The 13,084-nt window shown below is 68.1% G+C and carries 14 protein-coding genes, 2 pseudogenes and 1 riboswitch; of the genes and pseudogenes, 8 read left to right on the top strand and 8 right to left on the bottom strand.

Going from position 1 to position 13,084, the window contains the following annotated elements; translation table 11 throughout:
- Positions 1-117: 117 nt before the first annotated feature.
- Both AAHS21_RS07200 and AAHS21_RS07195 read right to left on the bottom strand, forming a co-directional pair.
- The gene (locus AAHS21_RS07200) at positions 118-1,767 is read right to left on the bottom strand and encodes a DNA repair helicase XPB (RefSeq protein WP_342926982.1); all 1,650 of its coding nucleotides are present in this window, start codon (positions 1,765-1,767) and stop codon (positions 118-120) included.
- 93 nt (positions 1,768-1,860) lie between these two features.
- Positions 1,861-4,113: a helicase-associated domain-containing protein gene (locus tag AAHS21_RS07195; RefSeq protein WP_342926981.1), complete on the bottom strand. Its 2,253-nt coding sequence runs from the start codon at positions 4,111-4,113 to the stop codon at positions 1,861-1,863.
- A gap of 138 nt (positions 4,114-4,251) precedes the next feature.
- Here AAHS21_RS07195 and AAHS21_RS07190 point away from each other — a divergent pair, with 138 nt between their 5' ends.
- From AAHS21_RS07190 to AAHS21_RS07175, 4 genes are read left to right on the top strand one after another with little or no spacing between them, the layout of a single operon-like run.
- Positions 4,252-4,452: a hypothetical protein gene (locus tag AAHS21_RS07190; RefSeq protein ID WP_096291359.1), complete on the top strand. Its 201-nt coding sequence runs from the start codon at positions 4,252-4,254 to the stop codon at positions 4,450-4,452.
- A gap of 12 nt (positions 4,453-4,464) precedes the next feature.
- A complete protein-coding gene (gene moaC, locus AAHS21_RS07185) occupies positions 4,465-4,992 on the top strand; it encodes a cyclic pyranopterin monophosphate synthase MoaC (protein ID WP_342926980.1) in 528 nt (175 codons plus the stop codon).
- Complete coding sequence (locus tag AAHS21_RS07180) at positions 4,992-5,474, top strand: MogA/MoaB family molybdenum cofactor biosynthesis protein (RefSeq protein ID WP_342926979.1); 483 nt, start codon at positions 4,992-4,994, stop codon at positions 5,472-5,474. Before moaC ends, AAHS21_RS07180 begins: the two co-directional genes overlap by 1 nt.
- Complete coding sequence (locus AAHS21_RS07175; protein WP_342926978.1) at positions 5,471-5,896, top strand: molybdenum cofactor biosynthesis protein MoaE; 426 nt, start codon at positions 5,471-5,473, stop codon at positions 5,894-5,896. The genes AAHS21_RS07180 and AAHS21_RS07175 overlap by 4 nt, the downstream gene beginning before the upstream one ends.
- Before the next feature lie 30 nt (positions 5,897-5,926).
- Here the strand turns inward: AAHS21_RS07175 and AAHS21_RS07170 are convergent, their stop codons facing one another.
- The 4 genes from AAHS21_RS07170 to AAHS21_RS07155 form a co-directional block, all read right to left on the bottom strand.
- Positions 5,927-6,763 (bottom strand): transglycosylase family protein, encoded by an 837-nt coding sequence (locus tag AAHS21_RS07170; RefSeq protein ID WP_342926977.1) that lies wholly within the window; start codon positions 6,761-6,763, stop codon positions 5,927-5,929.
- 11 nt (positions 6,764-6,774) lie between these two features.
- A riboswitch (cyclic di-AMP (ydaO/yuaA leader) is annotated at positions 6,775-6,951 on the bottom strand.
- Between the two features lie 237 nt (positions 6,952-7,188).
- Entirely contained in the window at positions 7,189-7,467 is a 279-nt protein-coding gene (locus tag AAHS21_RS07165; protein WP_342926976.1) for a MoaD/ThiS family protein, read from the bottom strand.
- On the bottom strand, positions 7,460-8,539 hold the full coding sequence (moaA, locus tag AAHS21_RS07160; protein ID WP_342926975.1) for a GTP 3',8-cyclase MoaA: 1,080 nt from the start codon (positions 8,537-8,539) through the stop codon (positions 7,460-7,462). The genes AAHS21_RS07165 and moaA overlap by 8 nt, the downstream gene beginning before the upstream one ends.
- The gene (locus tag AAHS21_RS07155; RefSeq protein WP_342926974.1) at positions 8,536-8,940 is read right to left on the bottom strand and encodes a YccF domain-containing protein; all 405 of its coding nucleotides are present in this window, start codon (positions 8,938-8,940) and stop codon (positions 8,536-8,538) included. The genes moaA and AAHS21_RS07155 overlap by 4 nt, the downstream gene beginning before the upstream one ends.
- A gap of 165 nt (positions 8,941-9,105) precedes the next feature.
- Here AAHS21_RS07155 and AAHS21_RS07150 point away from each other — a divergent pair, with 165 nt between their 5' ends.
- The 4 genes and pseudogenes from AAHS21_RS07150 (at position 9,106) to AAHS21_RS07135 (ending at position 10,959) form a co-directional block, all read left to right on the top strand.
- Positions 9,106-9,516: a cold-shock protein gene (locus tag AAHS21_RS07150; RefSeq protein ID WP_085221888.1), complete on the top strand. Its 411-nt coding sequence runs from the start codon at positions 9,106-9,108 to the stop codon at positions 9,514-9,516.
- A gap of 35 nt (positions 9,517-9,551) precedes the next feature.
- Positions 9,552-9,815: pseudogene (locus AAHS21_RS07145) on the top strand (hypothetical protein); the annotation flags it as partial.
- A pseudogene (locus tag AAHS21_RS07140) lies at positions 9,812-9,940 on the top strand (hypothetical protein); the annotation flags it as partial. The pseudogenes AAHS21_RS07145 and AAHS21_RS07140, both read left to right, overlap by 4 nt.
- A gap of 14 nt (positions 9,941-9,954) precedes the next feature.
- Positions 9,955-10,959 carry a glutathione S-transferase C-terminal domain-containing protein gene (locus AAHS21_RS07135; protein WP_342926973.1) on the top strand — a complete coding sequence of 335 codons (1,005 nt, stop codon included), beginning with the start codon at positions 9,955-9,957 and terminating at the stop codon, positions 10,957-10,959.
- An 8-nt stretch (positions 10,960-10,967) separates the two neighbouring features.
- Here the strand turns inward: AAHS21_RS07135 and AAHS21_RS07130 are convergent, their stop codons facing one another.
- Together AAHS21_RS07130 and AAHS21_RS07125 are read right to left on the bottom strand one after the other, a co-directional pair.
- A complete protein-coding gene (locus AAHS21_RS07130) occupies positions 10,968-11,456 on the bottom strand; it encodes a DUF2771 domain-containing protein (RefSeq protein ID WP_342926972.1) in 489 nt (162 codons plus the stop codon).
- Positions 11,453-13,048 carry an MFS transporter gene (locus tag AAHS21_RS07125; protein ID WP_342927111.1) on the bottom strand — a complete coding sequence of 532 codons (1,596 nt, stop codon included), beginning with the start codon at positions 13,046-13,048 and terminating at the stop codon, positions 11,453-11,455. The genes AAHS21_RS07130 and AAHS21_RS07125 overlap by 4 nt, the downstream gene beginning before the upstream one ends.
- Positions 13,049-13,084 lie beyond the last annotated feature (36 nt).

The following is a 13,084-nucleotide window of genomic DNA, read 5'->3' as shown; positions in this document are numbered from 1 at the left end:
TCTCCGCCCGCACCGTGGAGTGTCCAAACTTCGCCTCACGTGTCGCCGAGCGTGCAGCCACTGCGAGAAATCGCCGAAAATCTCGCAGTCAGTTCACGCTCGGCGCTGAAATCGCTGTTAAATCGCCGGTCCCAGAAGGTCGTCCGCGTCGCGGATGATGTAGCCGTAGCCCTGCTCGGCCAGGAAGCGTTGTCGGTGCGCGGCGTATTCGGCGTCCAGGCTGTCGCGGGCGACCACGGAGTAGAAAATGGCGCCACCGCCGTCGGCCTTGGGGCGCAGCAGTCGGCCCAGCCGTTGAGCCTCCTCCTGTCGCGAGCCGAACGTTCCCGAAACCTGCACCGCCACTGAGGCTTCCGGTAGGTCGATGGAGAAGTTGGCCACCTTGGACACCACCAGCGTCGAAATTTCGCCGGTGCGGAAGGCATCGAACAGCGCCTCGCGTTCCTTGGTCTTGGTGGAGCCCTGGATCACCGGGGCGTTCAGCTCGGCACCGAGCTCGTCGAGTTGGTCGAGGTAGGCGCCGATCACCAGGGTCTGCTCGTTGGGGTGTTTCGCCAGAATCGACTTGACCACAGCGATTTTGGTGTGCACCGTCGAGCACAGCTTGTAACGCTCTTCGGGTTCGGCGGTGGCATAGTTCATCCGCTCGCTGTCGGTCATCGTGACCCGGACTTCGACGCACTCCGCCGGCGCGATCCAGCCCTGCGCCTCGATGTCCTTCCACGGGGCGTCGTAGCGCTTCGGGCCGATCAGGGAGAACACGTCACCCTCGCGGCCGTCCTCGCGGATCAGCGTTGCCGTCAGGCCGAGGCGCCGTTTGGACTGCAGGTCGGCGGTCATCCGGAACACGGGCGCGGGCAACAGGTGGACCTCGTCGTAGACGATCAGCCCCCAGTCGCGACTGTCGAAGAGTTCCAGATGCGTGTATTCGCCTTTACTGCGGCGGGTGATCATTTGGTAGGTCGAGATGGTGACCGGCCGGATTTCCTTGCGCTCGCCCGAGTATTCGCCGATCTCGTCCTCGGTCAGCGAGGTGCGCGCGATGAGTTCGCGTTTCCATTGCCGGGCCGCGACGATGTTGGTGACCAGGATGAGCGTCGTCGCACTGGCCTTGGCCATCGCGGCCGCGCCGACCAGCGTCTTGCCGGCGCCGCACGGTAGCACCACCACCCCGGAGCCGCCGGCCCAGAACGAGTCCGTGGCCAGCCGCTGGTAATCGCGTAGCTCCCAGCCCTGCAGGTCCAGGCTGATCGGATGTGCCTCGCCGTCGACGTACCCGGCCAGGTCCTCTGCGGGCCAACCGATCTTGAGCAGCATCTGCTTGACCCGGCCGCGTTCGCTGCCGTGGACGATGACGGTGTCGTCGTCGATGCGGGCACCCAGCATCGGCGCAATCTTCTTGTTGCGCAGCACCTCTTCGAGCACCGCGCGGTCCAGGCTCACCAGGGTCAGCCCATGCGCCGGGTTCTTGACCAGTTGCAGCCGCCCGTAGCGGGCCATGGTGTCGACGATGTCGACCAGCAGCGGCTGCGGCACCGCGTAGCGCGAGAAACTGACCAGCGCGTCGACGACCTGCTCGGCGTCATGCCCGGCGGCGCGGGCGTTCCACAGCGCCAGGGGCGTGATGCGATAGGTGTGCACGTGTTCGGGTGCGCGCTCGAGCTCGGCGAACGGCGCGATGGCGGCACGCGCCGCGTCGGCCAGCTCGTGGTCCACTTCCAGCAGCACCGTCTTGTCGGACTGCACGATCAATGGTCCGTCAGTCAATGGCGCCGCTCCTCCTCATCGCGCTGCGCGTCCCCTCGCCGCTGCGCGGTTGGGGGTGCTCCGCGCTCGTCGTCGGCGCGGGTCATAGCTCCATTATCCGTTGTCCGCCGACACCACCGACGTGATGCGGTGAATCGCGAAGTCGCGCAACCTTCCCAACGCCGAATCGAACGCCACCAGCTGCCCGCCTCGAACGGCGATCGGCGACACCATCCGCTGGCTGGCCACACCCGCGGCATCGAGGTAGCCGATCACCAGCGTGTCCTGATTCCTCGCCGCATCCGCCAGTAGCGAAATCGCGGCCGCCGGGTCGACGCGGTTGCTGCCGAACGGCGCGGTGGTCACCTTGCGCAGCACCGAGACCACCGCGTTCAGCGTCTCGGTGTTGGGCCGCGGTGCCGGGCGGTAGGGCCGGCGCTGCTGCGGCGTGGGCACCCGAGCCCGCAGCGGACGGACGTCGACGATGGCGCCGGTGGAATCTTCGGCGGCCGGCGCGAATCCGGCGGCCCGCAGGGTGGCCAGCATCTCGGCGATCGGCGCGGGGGAGACGGCAACGGTCGGGGCCAGCGCCCGCAGTTGCAGGTCCTCGCCCGCCGCGACCGCCTGGGCCAGCAACGCCGGGTCTTCGCAGCGCACGAACGAGGCGGCCACGCCGATGCGAAGCTGGCCGTGGCGCCGCGCCACGTCATCGATGAGATACGTAAGTCCTTGCGGCACCGGTGTTTTAGAGTGCTCGGCGAAAAATGCGTGCATCCAGTCGCGGGTTTTGCCGACGTCGAGCGCATGGCGGATCGACTGTTCGCTGATGCGGTACACCATCGCCGCCCCGGCCGATTCGACGTTGGCCACGGTAGCCAGTTCCTCGGCGAGGTCGCGTTGCAGCGGCCCGGGCACCACGACGGTCAGGTCGGCCTGCATCAGGAAGTGGTCGATCGGTTTGGGCAGGGCCCGCGCCATGGCGTCGACCGTGGCGGAGAAGTCGATGGTTTCGGCCAGCAGCGCGCGGCCGGGCGTGCTGATCGCCCCGCGGCCCACCAGGCCCAGCGCGTGGCTCTCGGCCAGCAGATCGGCCAGCGGCCCGGGCTGCAGCCGCCGGGTCCAGCGTGGGCGCCGCCAGATCAGCGAAGCCGACGCCGAGGTCGCATCGACGCCGGCGCCGGCGGGCAGGTCGGCGAGCATGCCCAGCAGCAACCGCCGGTCCAGTGGAGCCGCCGTCGAGTACAGCGAATCCGACAGGGCAGCATAGGGTTTGCCGTCCGGGCCGCGACCGCCGATCAGCGCCGGTCGGCCCGGAAGATCGAGCCAGGCGCTGGCCAGCAGGTGCCAACGCTCGGCGGCGGACATCGCGGCGAAGCGGTCGGCGGCCACCGTCGGCGCCCAGTACAAGCCGTCGGCGTTCTCGGGCTCCGGATCGGGCGTGCCATTGGCGATCAGCCCGGCCGCGGCCGCCACCTCGAGCACCAGGCCGAGCCGCGGCTCGTCGATGCCGGTGGCCTTGGCCAGTCGCTTGACCTCGCGTATTCCCAAACCGCCGCTGCGCAGCTCGGAAACCGGTGTGGTGCCAAGGCTTTCCAGCAGCACATCGAACTCACGCAGCAGGTCGATGACGGCGCCGGCGGCCGAGGCGTCGACATCATCGGATGTCGTCGTGGACACCACCGGGTCGGGTTCGGTCAGCTGCATCGGTCCGGGTTGCTCGCCGCGCAGCACCTGCGCGACGTGGCGGGGCAGGATGACCGTCTCGGCGTCGACGCGGCGCAGCAGCCCCATGGCCAGCAGCTGCGGCACCGGCCGATCCGCCGGGGCGCCGGGCGCGGCGTCGCGGGTGCGTCCCATCGGAGAGCCTTCGAGCAGCTTGTCCAGCACCTCCTGCTGCGCCTGGTTGAGTCCGTTGATCAGCTCCGCAATCTGTTCGCCGGTGCGTGAGGCGTCCTCGAGCGTCACCTGCCCCGGATGCCAGGGCAACGCCATGCCGGCGTCGGCGGCCATCCGCGTCGCGACGTCACCCCACACCAGGGCACGCCGCCGCAGGTCGTCCAGCGCGTCGATCACATCGGCCTCGGGAGCACGGTCGTCGATGAGCGCCAACAGCTTGGCCGTCGGCACCGGCGTGCTGTCCGCATGCAGCACCAGCAGGGCGTCGAGTACCGCCAGCCGAAGGAAGTCGAGCTCGTCGGTGGCAGCCTTGACCGACTGCCGCGCCCCGGCGCGCGCGGCCAGGGCCGCGATGTTGCCGGGTGGCGGCTGGGCAAGGTCCGGCCGTAGTTCCAGTAGTTGGATCAGCCGCTCGTCGGGCAAGTCGGCCAGCCAGGACCCCAGCGGGATATCCGGGGTGTTGTCGGTCATTGCTGACCAGCGTAAAGCAGCTTGCGGGTGGTCCGGCGACGACGACTATGCACCAGGGCCTGCTGCCGGCTGTGGGGAAGAACTCTCCAAGGCCGACTAGCGCCACGCGCGCGGGCAGGACCTGTCAGAATGTACGGCGTGGCTGACATTGCTGAGGGCAAGGCGGGCAAAACCAGGTACGTCGACAACGGCTGGCCGACGACGGACCCCGACGACCATGCGGTAAGCGAGCTGGTGACCGATCGCACGGGTGCACTGTCGCCGTTCGGTGACCTGGTGTTCCCGGTGGAATCCGACCACCTGCCCTACGTCCACCCGGTTACGGTCATCAACCGGTAGGTACTGCCACCGATGGCTGGGGCATCCGGGGCTTCCAGACCTGAACAGGCCTGGCAGGCGCAGCGATCCCGCTCGGACGCACTGTCGCACCTCGATGAGCGCGGCGCGGCACACATGGTCGATGTCAGCGAAAAGGGAGTCACCAAGCGCACCGCCGTTGCCGCGGGCGCTTTACGCACCACCGCGCACGTCGTCGCGCTGATCTCCAGCGGCGGCCTGCCCAAGGGCGATGCGCTGGCGACCGCCCGGATGGCAGGCATTCTGGCAGCCAAGCGCACCAGCGACCTGATCCCGCTGTGCCACCAACTCGCGCTCACCGGAGTGGACGTCGATTTCACCGTGGGAGAGTCGGACATCGAGATCGTCGCAACGGTGCGCAGCACCGACCGCACCGGCGTAGAGATGGAGGCGCTGACCTCTGTCAGCGTGGCCGCGCTTACGCTTTACGACATGATCAAGGCGGTTGACCCGGCGGCCCGTATCGACGATGTGCGCGTGCTCCGCAAGGAGGGTGGCAAGACCGGAAGTTGGGTGCGCTGATGGGCGCGCGGTCCGCACGCATCATTGTCGCGTCGACTCGGGCCTCCGACGGTGTGTATACCGACAAATGCGGACCGATCATCGCTGAATGGCTTGAGCAGCACGGGTTTTCGGCCCCAGATCCGGAAGTGGTCGCCGACGGGAACCCGGTCGGAGAGGCGCTGCGCAATGCACTCGATGACGACGTCGACGTCATCCTCACCACCGGTGGCACCGGGATCTCGCCGACCGACAGCACCCCGGACCAGACCGTCGCGGTGGTCGACTACATGATTCCCGGCCTGGCCGAGGCGATCCGCCAATCCGGGTTGCCCAACGTGCCGACTTCGGTGCTGTCGCGTGGCGTATGCGGCGTGGCCGATCGGACGCTGATCGTCAACCTGCCCGGCTCGCCGGGCGGCGTACGTGACGGCCTGGGAGTGCTTGCCGACGTGCTCGACCACGCCCTCGACCAGATCGCGGGCAAAGACCACGAGCGATGACGGTCGTCCTGCGTGCGGCGATGACCGACCGGCCGATCTCTCTGGCCGAGCATGAAGAACTGGTAGGCCATCGCTCCGCCGGGGCCATCGTCGGGTTCGTCGGCATGATCCGTGACCACGACGAAGGGCGCCGGGTGGTGCGGCTCGAGTACTCCGAGCATCCGTCGGCCGCGCAGGTGATGGCGGCGGTGGTGGCCGAGGTCAGCGAAGCTTCTCACGGCGTGCGCGCGGTCGCGGCCAGCCATCGGATCGGCGTGCTGCACATCGGCGAGGCGGCATTGGTGGCCGCGGTTGCCGCCGATCATCGACAGGAAGCGTTCGCCACCTGCGCCCGGCTGGTCGACACCATCAAGGCCCGGCTACCGGTCTGGAAGCACCAGTTTTTCGACGACGGAACCGACGAATGGGTCGGTTCGGCCTAGCGCCGTGAATTCAGCGCCGGCCCGCCCGCGTCAGTTGACGGGGGCAGGCTGCGCCAGCGAGTCCAGGGCGTCGTTGCCGTTGACGTCCTCGCCGCGGATCGCTTCCCAGAGTTTCTGCGTGTAGCCGACCTTCGTGGCCTGCTGCACGGCGTCCGCGGGCGGCGGAGTGTCGGCGGGCGGCGGAGCGTCGGCGGGCGGCGCCGGTGGCAGCGCATCCGCGGGCGGCGGGGCGTCGGCGGGCGGCGGAGCGTCGGCGGGCGGCGGAGCGTCGGCGGGCGGCGCCGGTGGCAGCGCGTCAGCCGGAGGCGCCGGCAGATCCGCGGGTGGGGCGGGCGGCAGATCCGCGGGGGGCGGTGCCGGTTGGTCGAAGGACGCCAGCTGCACCGGCGCGGGCGGCGGCGGGGGAGCGTCCGGCGGCGGCGCGTCGGCCGGCGGCGGGGCCAGCGGGCCGTTCAGCCCGGGCAGGTCCAAGCCCGCCGGAGCCGGAAGGACCTCGCGCGGTGTCGGGGCCGACAGCCCGGTACCGCACACGGGCCACGCGCCGCGGCCCTGCGTCGCGAGAACGCGCTCAGCGACGGCGATCTGCTGCTCCTTGGTGGCCAGCTGGGCCGACGGGGCGTATTCGCCCCCGCCGTGCGAGGCCCACGTGCCGGCGTTGAACTGAACGCCGCCGTAGTAGCCGTTGCCGGTGTTGATTCCCCAGTTGCCACCCGATTCGCAACGGGCTACCTGATCCCATTCGCCATCCGTTGCCGCAGCTGCTTGACCAGCCATGGCAATGCTGCCGCCGCCAAGTACCGCCCCCGTGAAGGCGATCTTGGCGACGCTGATGTTGGATGTCGAGGGCTTGCGGTGACGTCCACTCATACGCGCCGAAAATTTCCTCTCGTGACGCGCCTGCGAGGTCAGCTGTCGGGTTCGGGTTCAAGAGGTCACCCGGCTTCCGTCGTCTCGCCTGAGCCGACGTCGGCTTCACCCCAAGGAGTCGCACGCGACCCCAGTCCGGCGGACCGGTGGGTCCCCCGTCTCCATCCAGATTTCGGTGTCCCCCGCCCATTGGATGGAGCTCGGCGCTACGGGTGAGGGAGGACCGCCACTCGGTTGATCTTGGCGAGCCTTGGGAGACGGTAACCGGTTCTGTCGGCCCCGTCACTTTCTGCGAAACTCGGCGTTTCCCGCACGGACATCTTCGAAAGACGCAGGAGCACCTGGGATTTGCCCAGCTCACCACAACCCGATATCGGCCCGTGTCCGGGCCGTTATCATTCCGTTACGTGAGCTATCTCACAAAATTAACCGCCGGCGAAGGGCGGTAACACGTCAATCGTGTTACCCGAGCGCAACGGTTTGGTTTCGTCGCGGACCGCGACGCCATCGCAGAGGTACGAGCAGCGATCCAACACGGTTGCAAGGCGGGTACCCGCAGCGGCGAGCGTTTCAACCAACTCGGCCATTGTGGCGCCCGGGCGCAGCACCACCGTTTCCGATTCGGCGCCGGCGGCGGCCCGCGCGGCGGCGAAGTAGCGGATCGTCACCTCGATGCCGTCGGTGTCGACAGGAAGCTCAGCCACCGATCGCGCTCATCGGGCGGTCGGGCTGGATGAAATTCGGGTTGTTGATCCCGTGGCCGGCCGGCTTGGCCCACATCGCGGTGCGCCAGGCCAACTCGATCGCGTCGTCGGACGCACCGCCGCGCAACAGGCCGCGCAGGTCGGTCTCGTCGGCGGAGAACAGACAGCTGCGGATCTGGCCGTCGGCCGTCAGCCGGGTGCGGTCACACGTCCCGCAGAAGGCGTGCGACACCGAGGCGATGACACCGAACTTTCCGGCGGGCGTATTCGGGCCGGTGTCCACCAGCCACAGCTCGGCAGGCGCGGAACCGCGCGGCGCGGGGTCCGGGCGCAGCCGGAAGTGCGGCCGCAGCGCCGCCAGCACGTCGTCGGCGGTCAACGCGGCATCCCGGCGCCACTGGTGCCCGGCGTCCAGCGGCATCTGCTCGATGATCCGCAACTGGTAGCCGTGTTCGAGGCAGAACCCCAGTAGCTCCACGACATCCTCCCGACCGGTGGCGGGATCCAGCACCGCGTTCACCTTGACCGGCGCCAGCCCTGCTGCCTGGGCGGCGGCCAGGCCGGCCACCACGTCGGCCAGCCGGTCTCGACGGGTGATGGCCGCGAAGCGATTCCGGTTCACGCTGTCCAGCGAGACGTTGACGCGGTCCAGGCCGGCCGCGGCCAGCTTGGCCGCGCGTCGCGCGAGCCCGACGGCGTTGGTGGTCAGCGAGATCTCCGGACGGGGCCGCAGTGCCGCCGCCGCCGCGACCACGCCCTCGAGGTGGCGGGACAACAGCGGCTCACCGCCGGTGAATCGCACGCTGGTGATGCCGAGCCGGGTGACCGCGATGTGCATCAGCCTGGCCAGCTCCTCGGGCCGCAGCAGCTGCTCGCCGGGCAGCCAGTCCAGGCCTTCGGCCGGCATGCAGTAACTGCACCGCAGGTTGCAGCGATCGGTCAGCGATATACGCAGATCGGTGGCGGCCCTGCCGTAGGTGTCGAGCAGCGGACCGTCCGTTGGCATTCCGGCAGCGGGCGCGCCGCCGGTCAGACTCGGCACCGTCGGTACACCCAGTGCGGTCAGCGTCATGCGGGCACCCGCGCGAACGGCGCCGTCGACCCGACCGGAACGATCTCCTTGCCCAGCGGCATCAGCGACACCGGGATGAGTTTCAGGTTGGCCAGCGCCAGCGGTATGCCGACGATCGTCACCGCCATGGCCGCCGCGCTCACCAAATGGCCGATCGCCAGCCAGATGCCGAACAGCAGCACCCAGACGATGTTTCCGATCAGGGCGCCGGCCCCGGCGGTCGGTTTGTCGACGATGGTCCGGCCGAACGGCCACAACGTGTACGAGGCGATGCGCAGCGCGGCAAAACCGAACGGAATCGTAATGATGAGCAAGAAGCTGATGAGCGCCGCAGCAAGGTATCCGACGGCCATCCAGAGGCCGCCGAATATAAGCCAGATGATGTTCAGAATTAGGCGCATATCTCCTCCAGCAGTACCGCCAGCCTAGCGAGTGAGTAGGAAACGGGGGTGCTGGTCCGGCAACCACCCGAGTAGGATCTGAATCCGCATCGCGTCCTGCACAGGCGGGACGCTTCTTATGTTGTCCATTCCTAGACGTTTCCTTCAGACAAGCAGGTGAGACCAGTGCCGACCGGCAAGGTTAAGTGGTACGACGCCGAAAAGGGGTTCGGCTTCCTATCGCAGGAAGACGGCGAGGACGTCTATGTCCGTTCGTCGGCGTTGCCCGAGGGCGTTGAGGGGCTGAAGACGGGGCAGAAGGTGGAATTCGGGTTGGCTTCCGGCCGGCGCGGACCGCAGGCGTTGAGCCTCAAGCTGATCGACCCACCGCCCACCCTTGCCAAGACGCGGCGCGAGGCACCCGCCGTCGACCACAAGCACAGTCCCGACGAGCTGCACGGCATGGTCGAGGACATGATCACCCTGCTGGAGGGCACCGTGCAGCCCGAGCTGCGCAAGGGGCGCTACCCCGACCGCAAGGTGGCACGGCGCGTCTCCGAGGTGGTCAAGGCCGTGGCCCGGGAGTTAGACGCCTGACCGTCCCTTCGGCGCAGCGAGTACCGCGGTCCGCTGTGGGTACTGCGTGCTCGCGACAGTCGGGTCGCGAGGAGCCTGCGCCGGGACAGCAGGCGCACGTCGCCGACCCGCAAGCAAGAGCGTTCCCCGAAAGTGGTTAAGATCAACCGTCCTTCGCCGAGAAGTTGCTTCTCGGTCATCTTCCTTTGGAGCTGATCCACCCGTTCGATCAACCATCGGCCGCCGCTGCGGTCGGTGCCGGTGGTTTGTACGCAAAGTGGTTGCCACAGCGGGTTTTTGGCCAGGGGCAGCACCCGAGGCCGGGATCGTCGATCGGTCCGACGGCACGTGGACCGCGCACTGGGAAGCGGGTGAGTCGACGGTGCCCGACCTGGCTCGACGATTTCTGACGGTGGCTGCGTCGACCGGCTCGATTGCCGAGTAGCAGAATCGTCTCTCATGGCCACCTACGTTGCCGGTGCAGGGGAGTTCACCCGGGACACCAACTACATCACCACTCGGATCACCGCCGACGGACGCGACGGCTATCCCGTCGAGCCTGGCCGGTATCGGCTAGTCGTCGCCCGCGCCTGCCCATGGGCGAACCGCGCGATTATCGTCCGGCGCTTGCTGGGCCTCGAAGATGCTCTCTCCATTGGGTTTTGCGGCCCAACCCACGATCAGCGCAGCTGGACGTTCGACCTCGACCCGGGTGGCGTAGACCCGGTCCTGAAGATCCCGCGGCTGCAAGACGCCTACTTCAAGCGCTTCCCCGACTACCCCAAGGGGATCACCGTCCCAGCAATCGTGGACGTTCCCACGGGGGCCGTCGTCACCAACGACTTCGCGCAGATGACGCTGGACTTGTCAACCGAGTGGACCGCGTTGCACCGCGATGGTGCGCCCGAGCTGTACCCCGAGCGGCTGCGCGCCGAGATCGACGAGGTCAGCAAGAGGATCTATACCGAGATCAACAACGGGGTGTACCGGTGCGGTTTCGCGGGCTCGCAGGACGCCTACGATGCCGCCTACGACCGGTTGTTCGCCGCGCTGGATTGGGTGAGCGATCGCCTGGCCAATCAGCGATACCTGGTGGGCGACACCATCACCGAAGCCGACGTGCGACTGTTCACCACGTTGGCCCGCTTCGACCCGGTGTATCACGGGCACTTCAAATGCAACCGAAGCAAACTGAGCGAGATGCCGGTGTTGTGGGCGTACGCCCGGGACCTGTTTCAGACGCCGGGCTTCGGCGACACGATCGACTTCGTGCAGATCAAACAGCACTACTACATCGTGCATGCCGACATCAATCCGACCCGCATCGTGCCCAAGGGACCGGAACTGGCGAGCTGGCTCACCGCACACGGCCGGGAGGCATTGGGCGGCAAGCCTTTCGGTGACGGGACGCCGCCGGGGCCGCCGGTCGACGGCGAGCGGGTGTCGGCCAGCCACGGCGCGTAGGCGCGGCATTAAGAAACCAGCCGTACCGACCATTCCGCATGCGGGGCCTCATGCAGTTCGCCCGCCTGGTCGACCACCAAGGTCAGTAACTGCACGACAATTCCGGTCAGCCGCCCGCGTTGTGGGTCGACCGATGGGATCGTCACGGCCAGGCGGGTGCCGGGCCGGAACATGGTGGTCGACGTGTTCGCGGGGTTCTCATAAACCTGCAGCAGCCGCCACGGTGCGCGCGAAATCGCCTCGGGGACCGAGAGTTGGACCGGGGAGCCGCCGGTGACCCGCAGCTGGCCCTGAGCTTGTGGTTGCTGGCAGTCATCGAGGTTGAGCACATTGCAGTACATGTAGGGCCCCACCCGGATCGAGTGCCCGTGCGAGTACGCGCTGATCTCCGGTCGCTGCGGGCCCGAGTCGCGCAGCAGCCACCAGGTGCCGACTCCAGCGCCTGCGGCCAGCAGCACGACCGCGACCGCAAGGGCAACGGCCGCACCACGTTTCACTTCGGGACCGCCGCGGTCATGCCGCTGTCGCGGGGCATGCCTTCCTGCTCGACCATCACCGGCCGGTTACCGCCCAGGCCCGGGATCAACGAGTTGCCGCGGAAGCTGACGATGGTTTGCGCCAGACCCAGAATCAATATCGCACTGATGGCCGTGAAGCCTACCCACAGCTCGGTGTAGACCATCACCCCCACCGCGCCGCCCAGCACCCAGGCCAGCTGCAGCGTCGACTCCGAGCGCCCGAACCCTGACGCCCGGGATTCTTCGGGCAGGTCGTCTTGCAGGGATGCGTCCAGCGACGCCTTGCCGATGGCGGCAGCGGCGGACGTGATCAGGGTGGCGATCGCGGCCGCCATCAGGCTGCCGGCCAGCGCGGCGGCCAATGCGACCGCGCACACCGCCACGGTGCAGCGCACCACCAGCACGGCGGGCCTGCCCAATTTCAGCCGTGCGCTGGTGAAGTTGCCGGCGAAGTTTCCGAGCCCGGCCGCCGCGCCGATGATGCCCAGCATCGCGAGTTGCTGCCAGCCGTTGGCTTCGTGCGATTTCGCGACGAACGCGGGATACAGAAATAGGAACCCGACCATCACCTTGATCGTGCAATTACCCCACAGCGAGGTAATGATGTTGCGGCCCAAGGGCTGTCGCAGTGCCCCACTGACTTCCTTGTGCCAGCTGCGGCGCAGCGGCTCGCTGTCCTGGCGATAGCTCAGGGTGGCTGGAACTTCACCCTCGGTCACCTCGACCCAACGGGGTATTCGCATCGACAGGAAGGCGCCCGCCACCGTCACCGCCACCACGACGAACAATGCTCCCGGCAGCTTGAGCAGGTTCGCGCCGGCGTACTCGACGCCGCCTGCGATCGCGCCACCGACGATGGTGCCACCAAGCAGACCGAACATCGTCAGCCGCGCGTTGACCCGCACCAGGTCGATGGTCGGCGGCATTACCCGGGGCGTCACCGCGCTGCGCAACACACTGAACGACTTCGAGAAGACCATCATCCCCAGCGCACACGGATAGAGCACCCAGGACGGGAAACTGCCGCTGGCGCCGTCGTAGTTCATGATCAGCAGCACTGCCAGCGCGGTACGCAGCCCAAAAGACAACGCCAGCGCGACGCGCCGGCCGTGCTGCAAGCGATCCAGCGCGGGCCCGATCAGCGGCGCGATCACCGCGAACGGCGCGATCGTAATCAACAGATACAGCGCAACTTTCGACTTGCTCTCGCCGCTGGCCGCGGCGAAGAACAACGTGTTCGCCAGCGCGACGGCCATCGCGGAGTCCGCCGCGGAGTTTGCGACCACCGGCCACGTCAGCGCGGTAAGGCCCGACTTATCGGCGCCATCGGCGGTGGCCGCCCGTTGCACCATCCAATACATCCGGGAGCCCATCTCGCGGCTGCGCAGGGCGGCGGCGCGGGTGACGGTGATGCGTTCACGCTCACCCGAGGACTCGCGACGCGGGGGCGCAGCGTCGCGGTTCGGTTCTTTCTGCCGGCCCAGCGGCGGCAGGTAGCGGTTGGCACTGGGCGGCGCGGGTGGGCGACGGGTGCGTCGATAGTCCGCGTCGTCGGTGGGGTAGTTGGCCATGCCGGGGTGCTGATTCGTCGATCCAGTGCGGGTCCG

The organism is Mycobacterium sp. 050272, from assembly GCF_039023525.1.
GTDB lineage: Bacteria > Actinomycetota > Actinomycetes > Mycobacteriales > Mycobacteriaceae > Mycobacterium.
The sequence above is the reverse complement of the archived record's forward strand: the minus strand, read 5'-3'. Positions and strand labels throughout refer to the sequence as shown.

Excerpts from the sequence above, each read along its gene's own strand:
- AAHS21_RS07195 (WP_342926981.1), bottom strand. The coding sequence starts at position 4,113 with ATGACCGACAACACCCCGGATATCCCGCTGGGGTCCTGGCTGGCCGAC.
- moaA (WP_342926975.1), bottom strand. The coding sequence starts at position 8,539 with ATGACGCTGACCGCACTGGGTGTACCGACGGTGCCGAGTCTGACCGGC.
- moaC (WP_342926980.1), top strand. The coding sequence starts at position 4,465 with ATGGCTGGGGCATCCGGGGCTTCCAGACCTGAACAGGCCTGGCAGGCG.
- AAHS21_RS07125 (WP_342927111.1), bottom strand. The coding sequence starts at position 13,048 with ATGGCCAACTACCCCACCGACGACGCGGACTATCGACGCACCCGTCGC.
- AAHS21_RS07175 (WP_342926978.1), top strand. The coding sequence starts at position 5,471 with ATGACGGTCGTCCTGCGTGCGGCGATGACCGACCGGCCGATCTCTCTG.
- AAHS21_RS07170 (WP_342926977.1), bottom strand. The coding sequence starts at position 6,763 with ATGAGTGGACGTCACCGCAAGCCCTCGACATCCAACATCAGCGTCGCC.
- AAHS21_RS07180 (WP_342926979.1), top strand. The coding sequence starts at position 4,992 with ATGGGCGCGCGGTCCGCACGCATCATTGTCGCGTCGACTCGGGCCTCC.
- AAHS21_RS07155 (WP_342926974.1), bottom strand. The coding sequence starts at position 8,940 with ATGCGCCTAATTCTGAACATCATCTGGCTTATATTCGGCGGCCTCTGG.
- AAHS21_RS07135 (WP_342926973.1), top strand. The coding sequence starts at position 9,955 with ATGGCCACCTACGTTGCCGGTGCAGGGGAGTTCACCCGGGACACCAAC.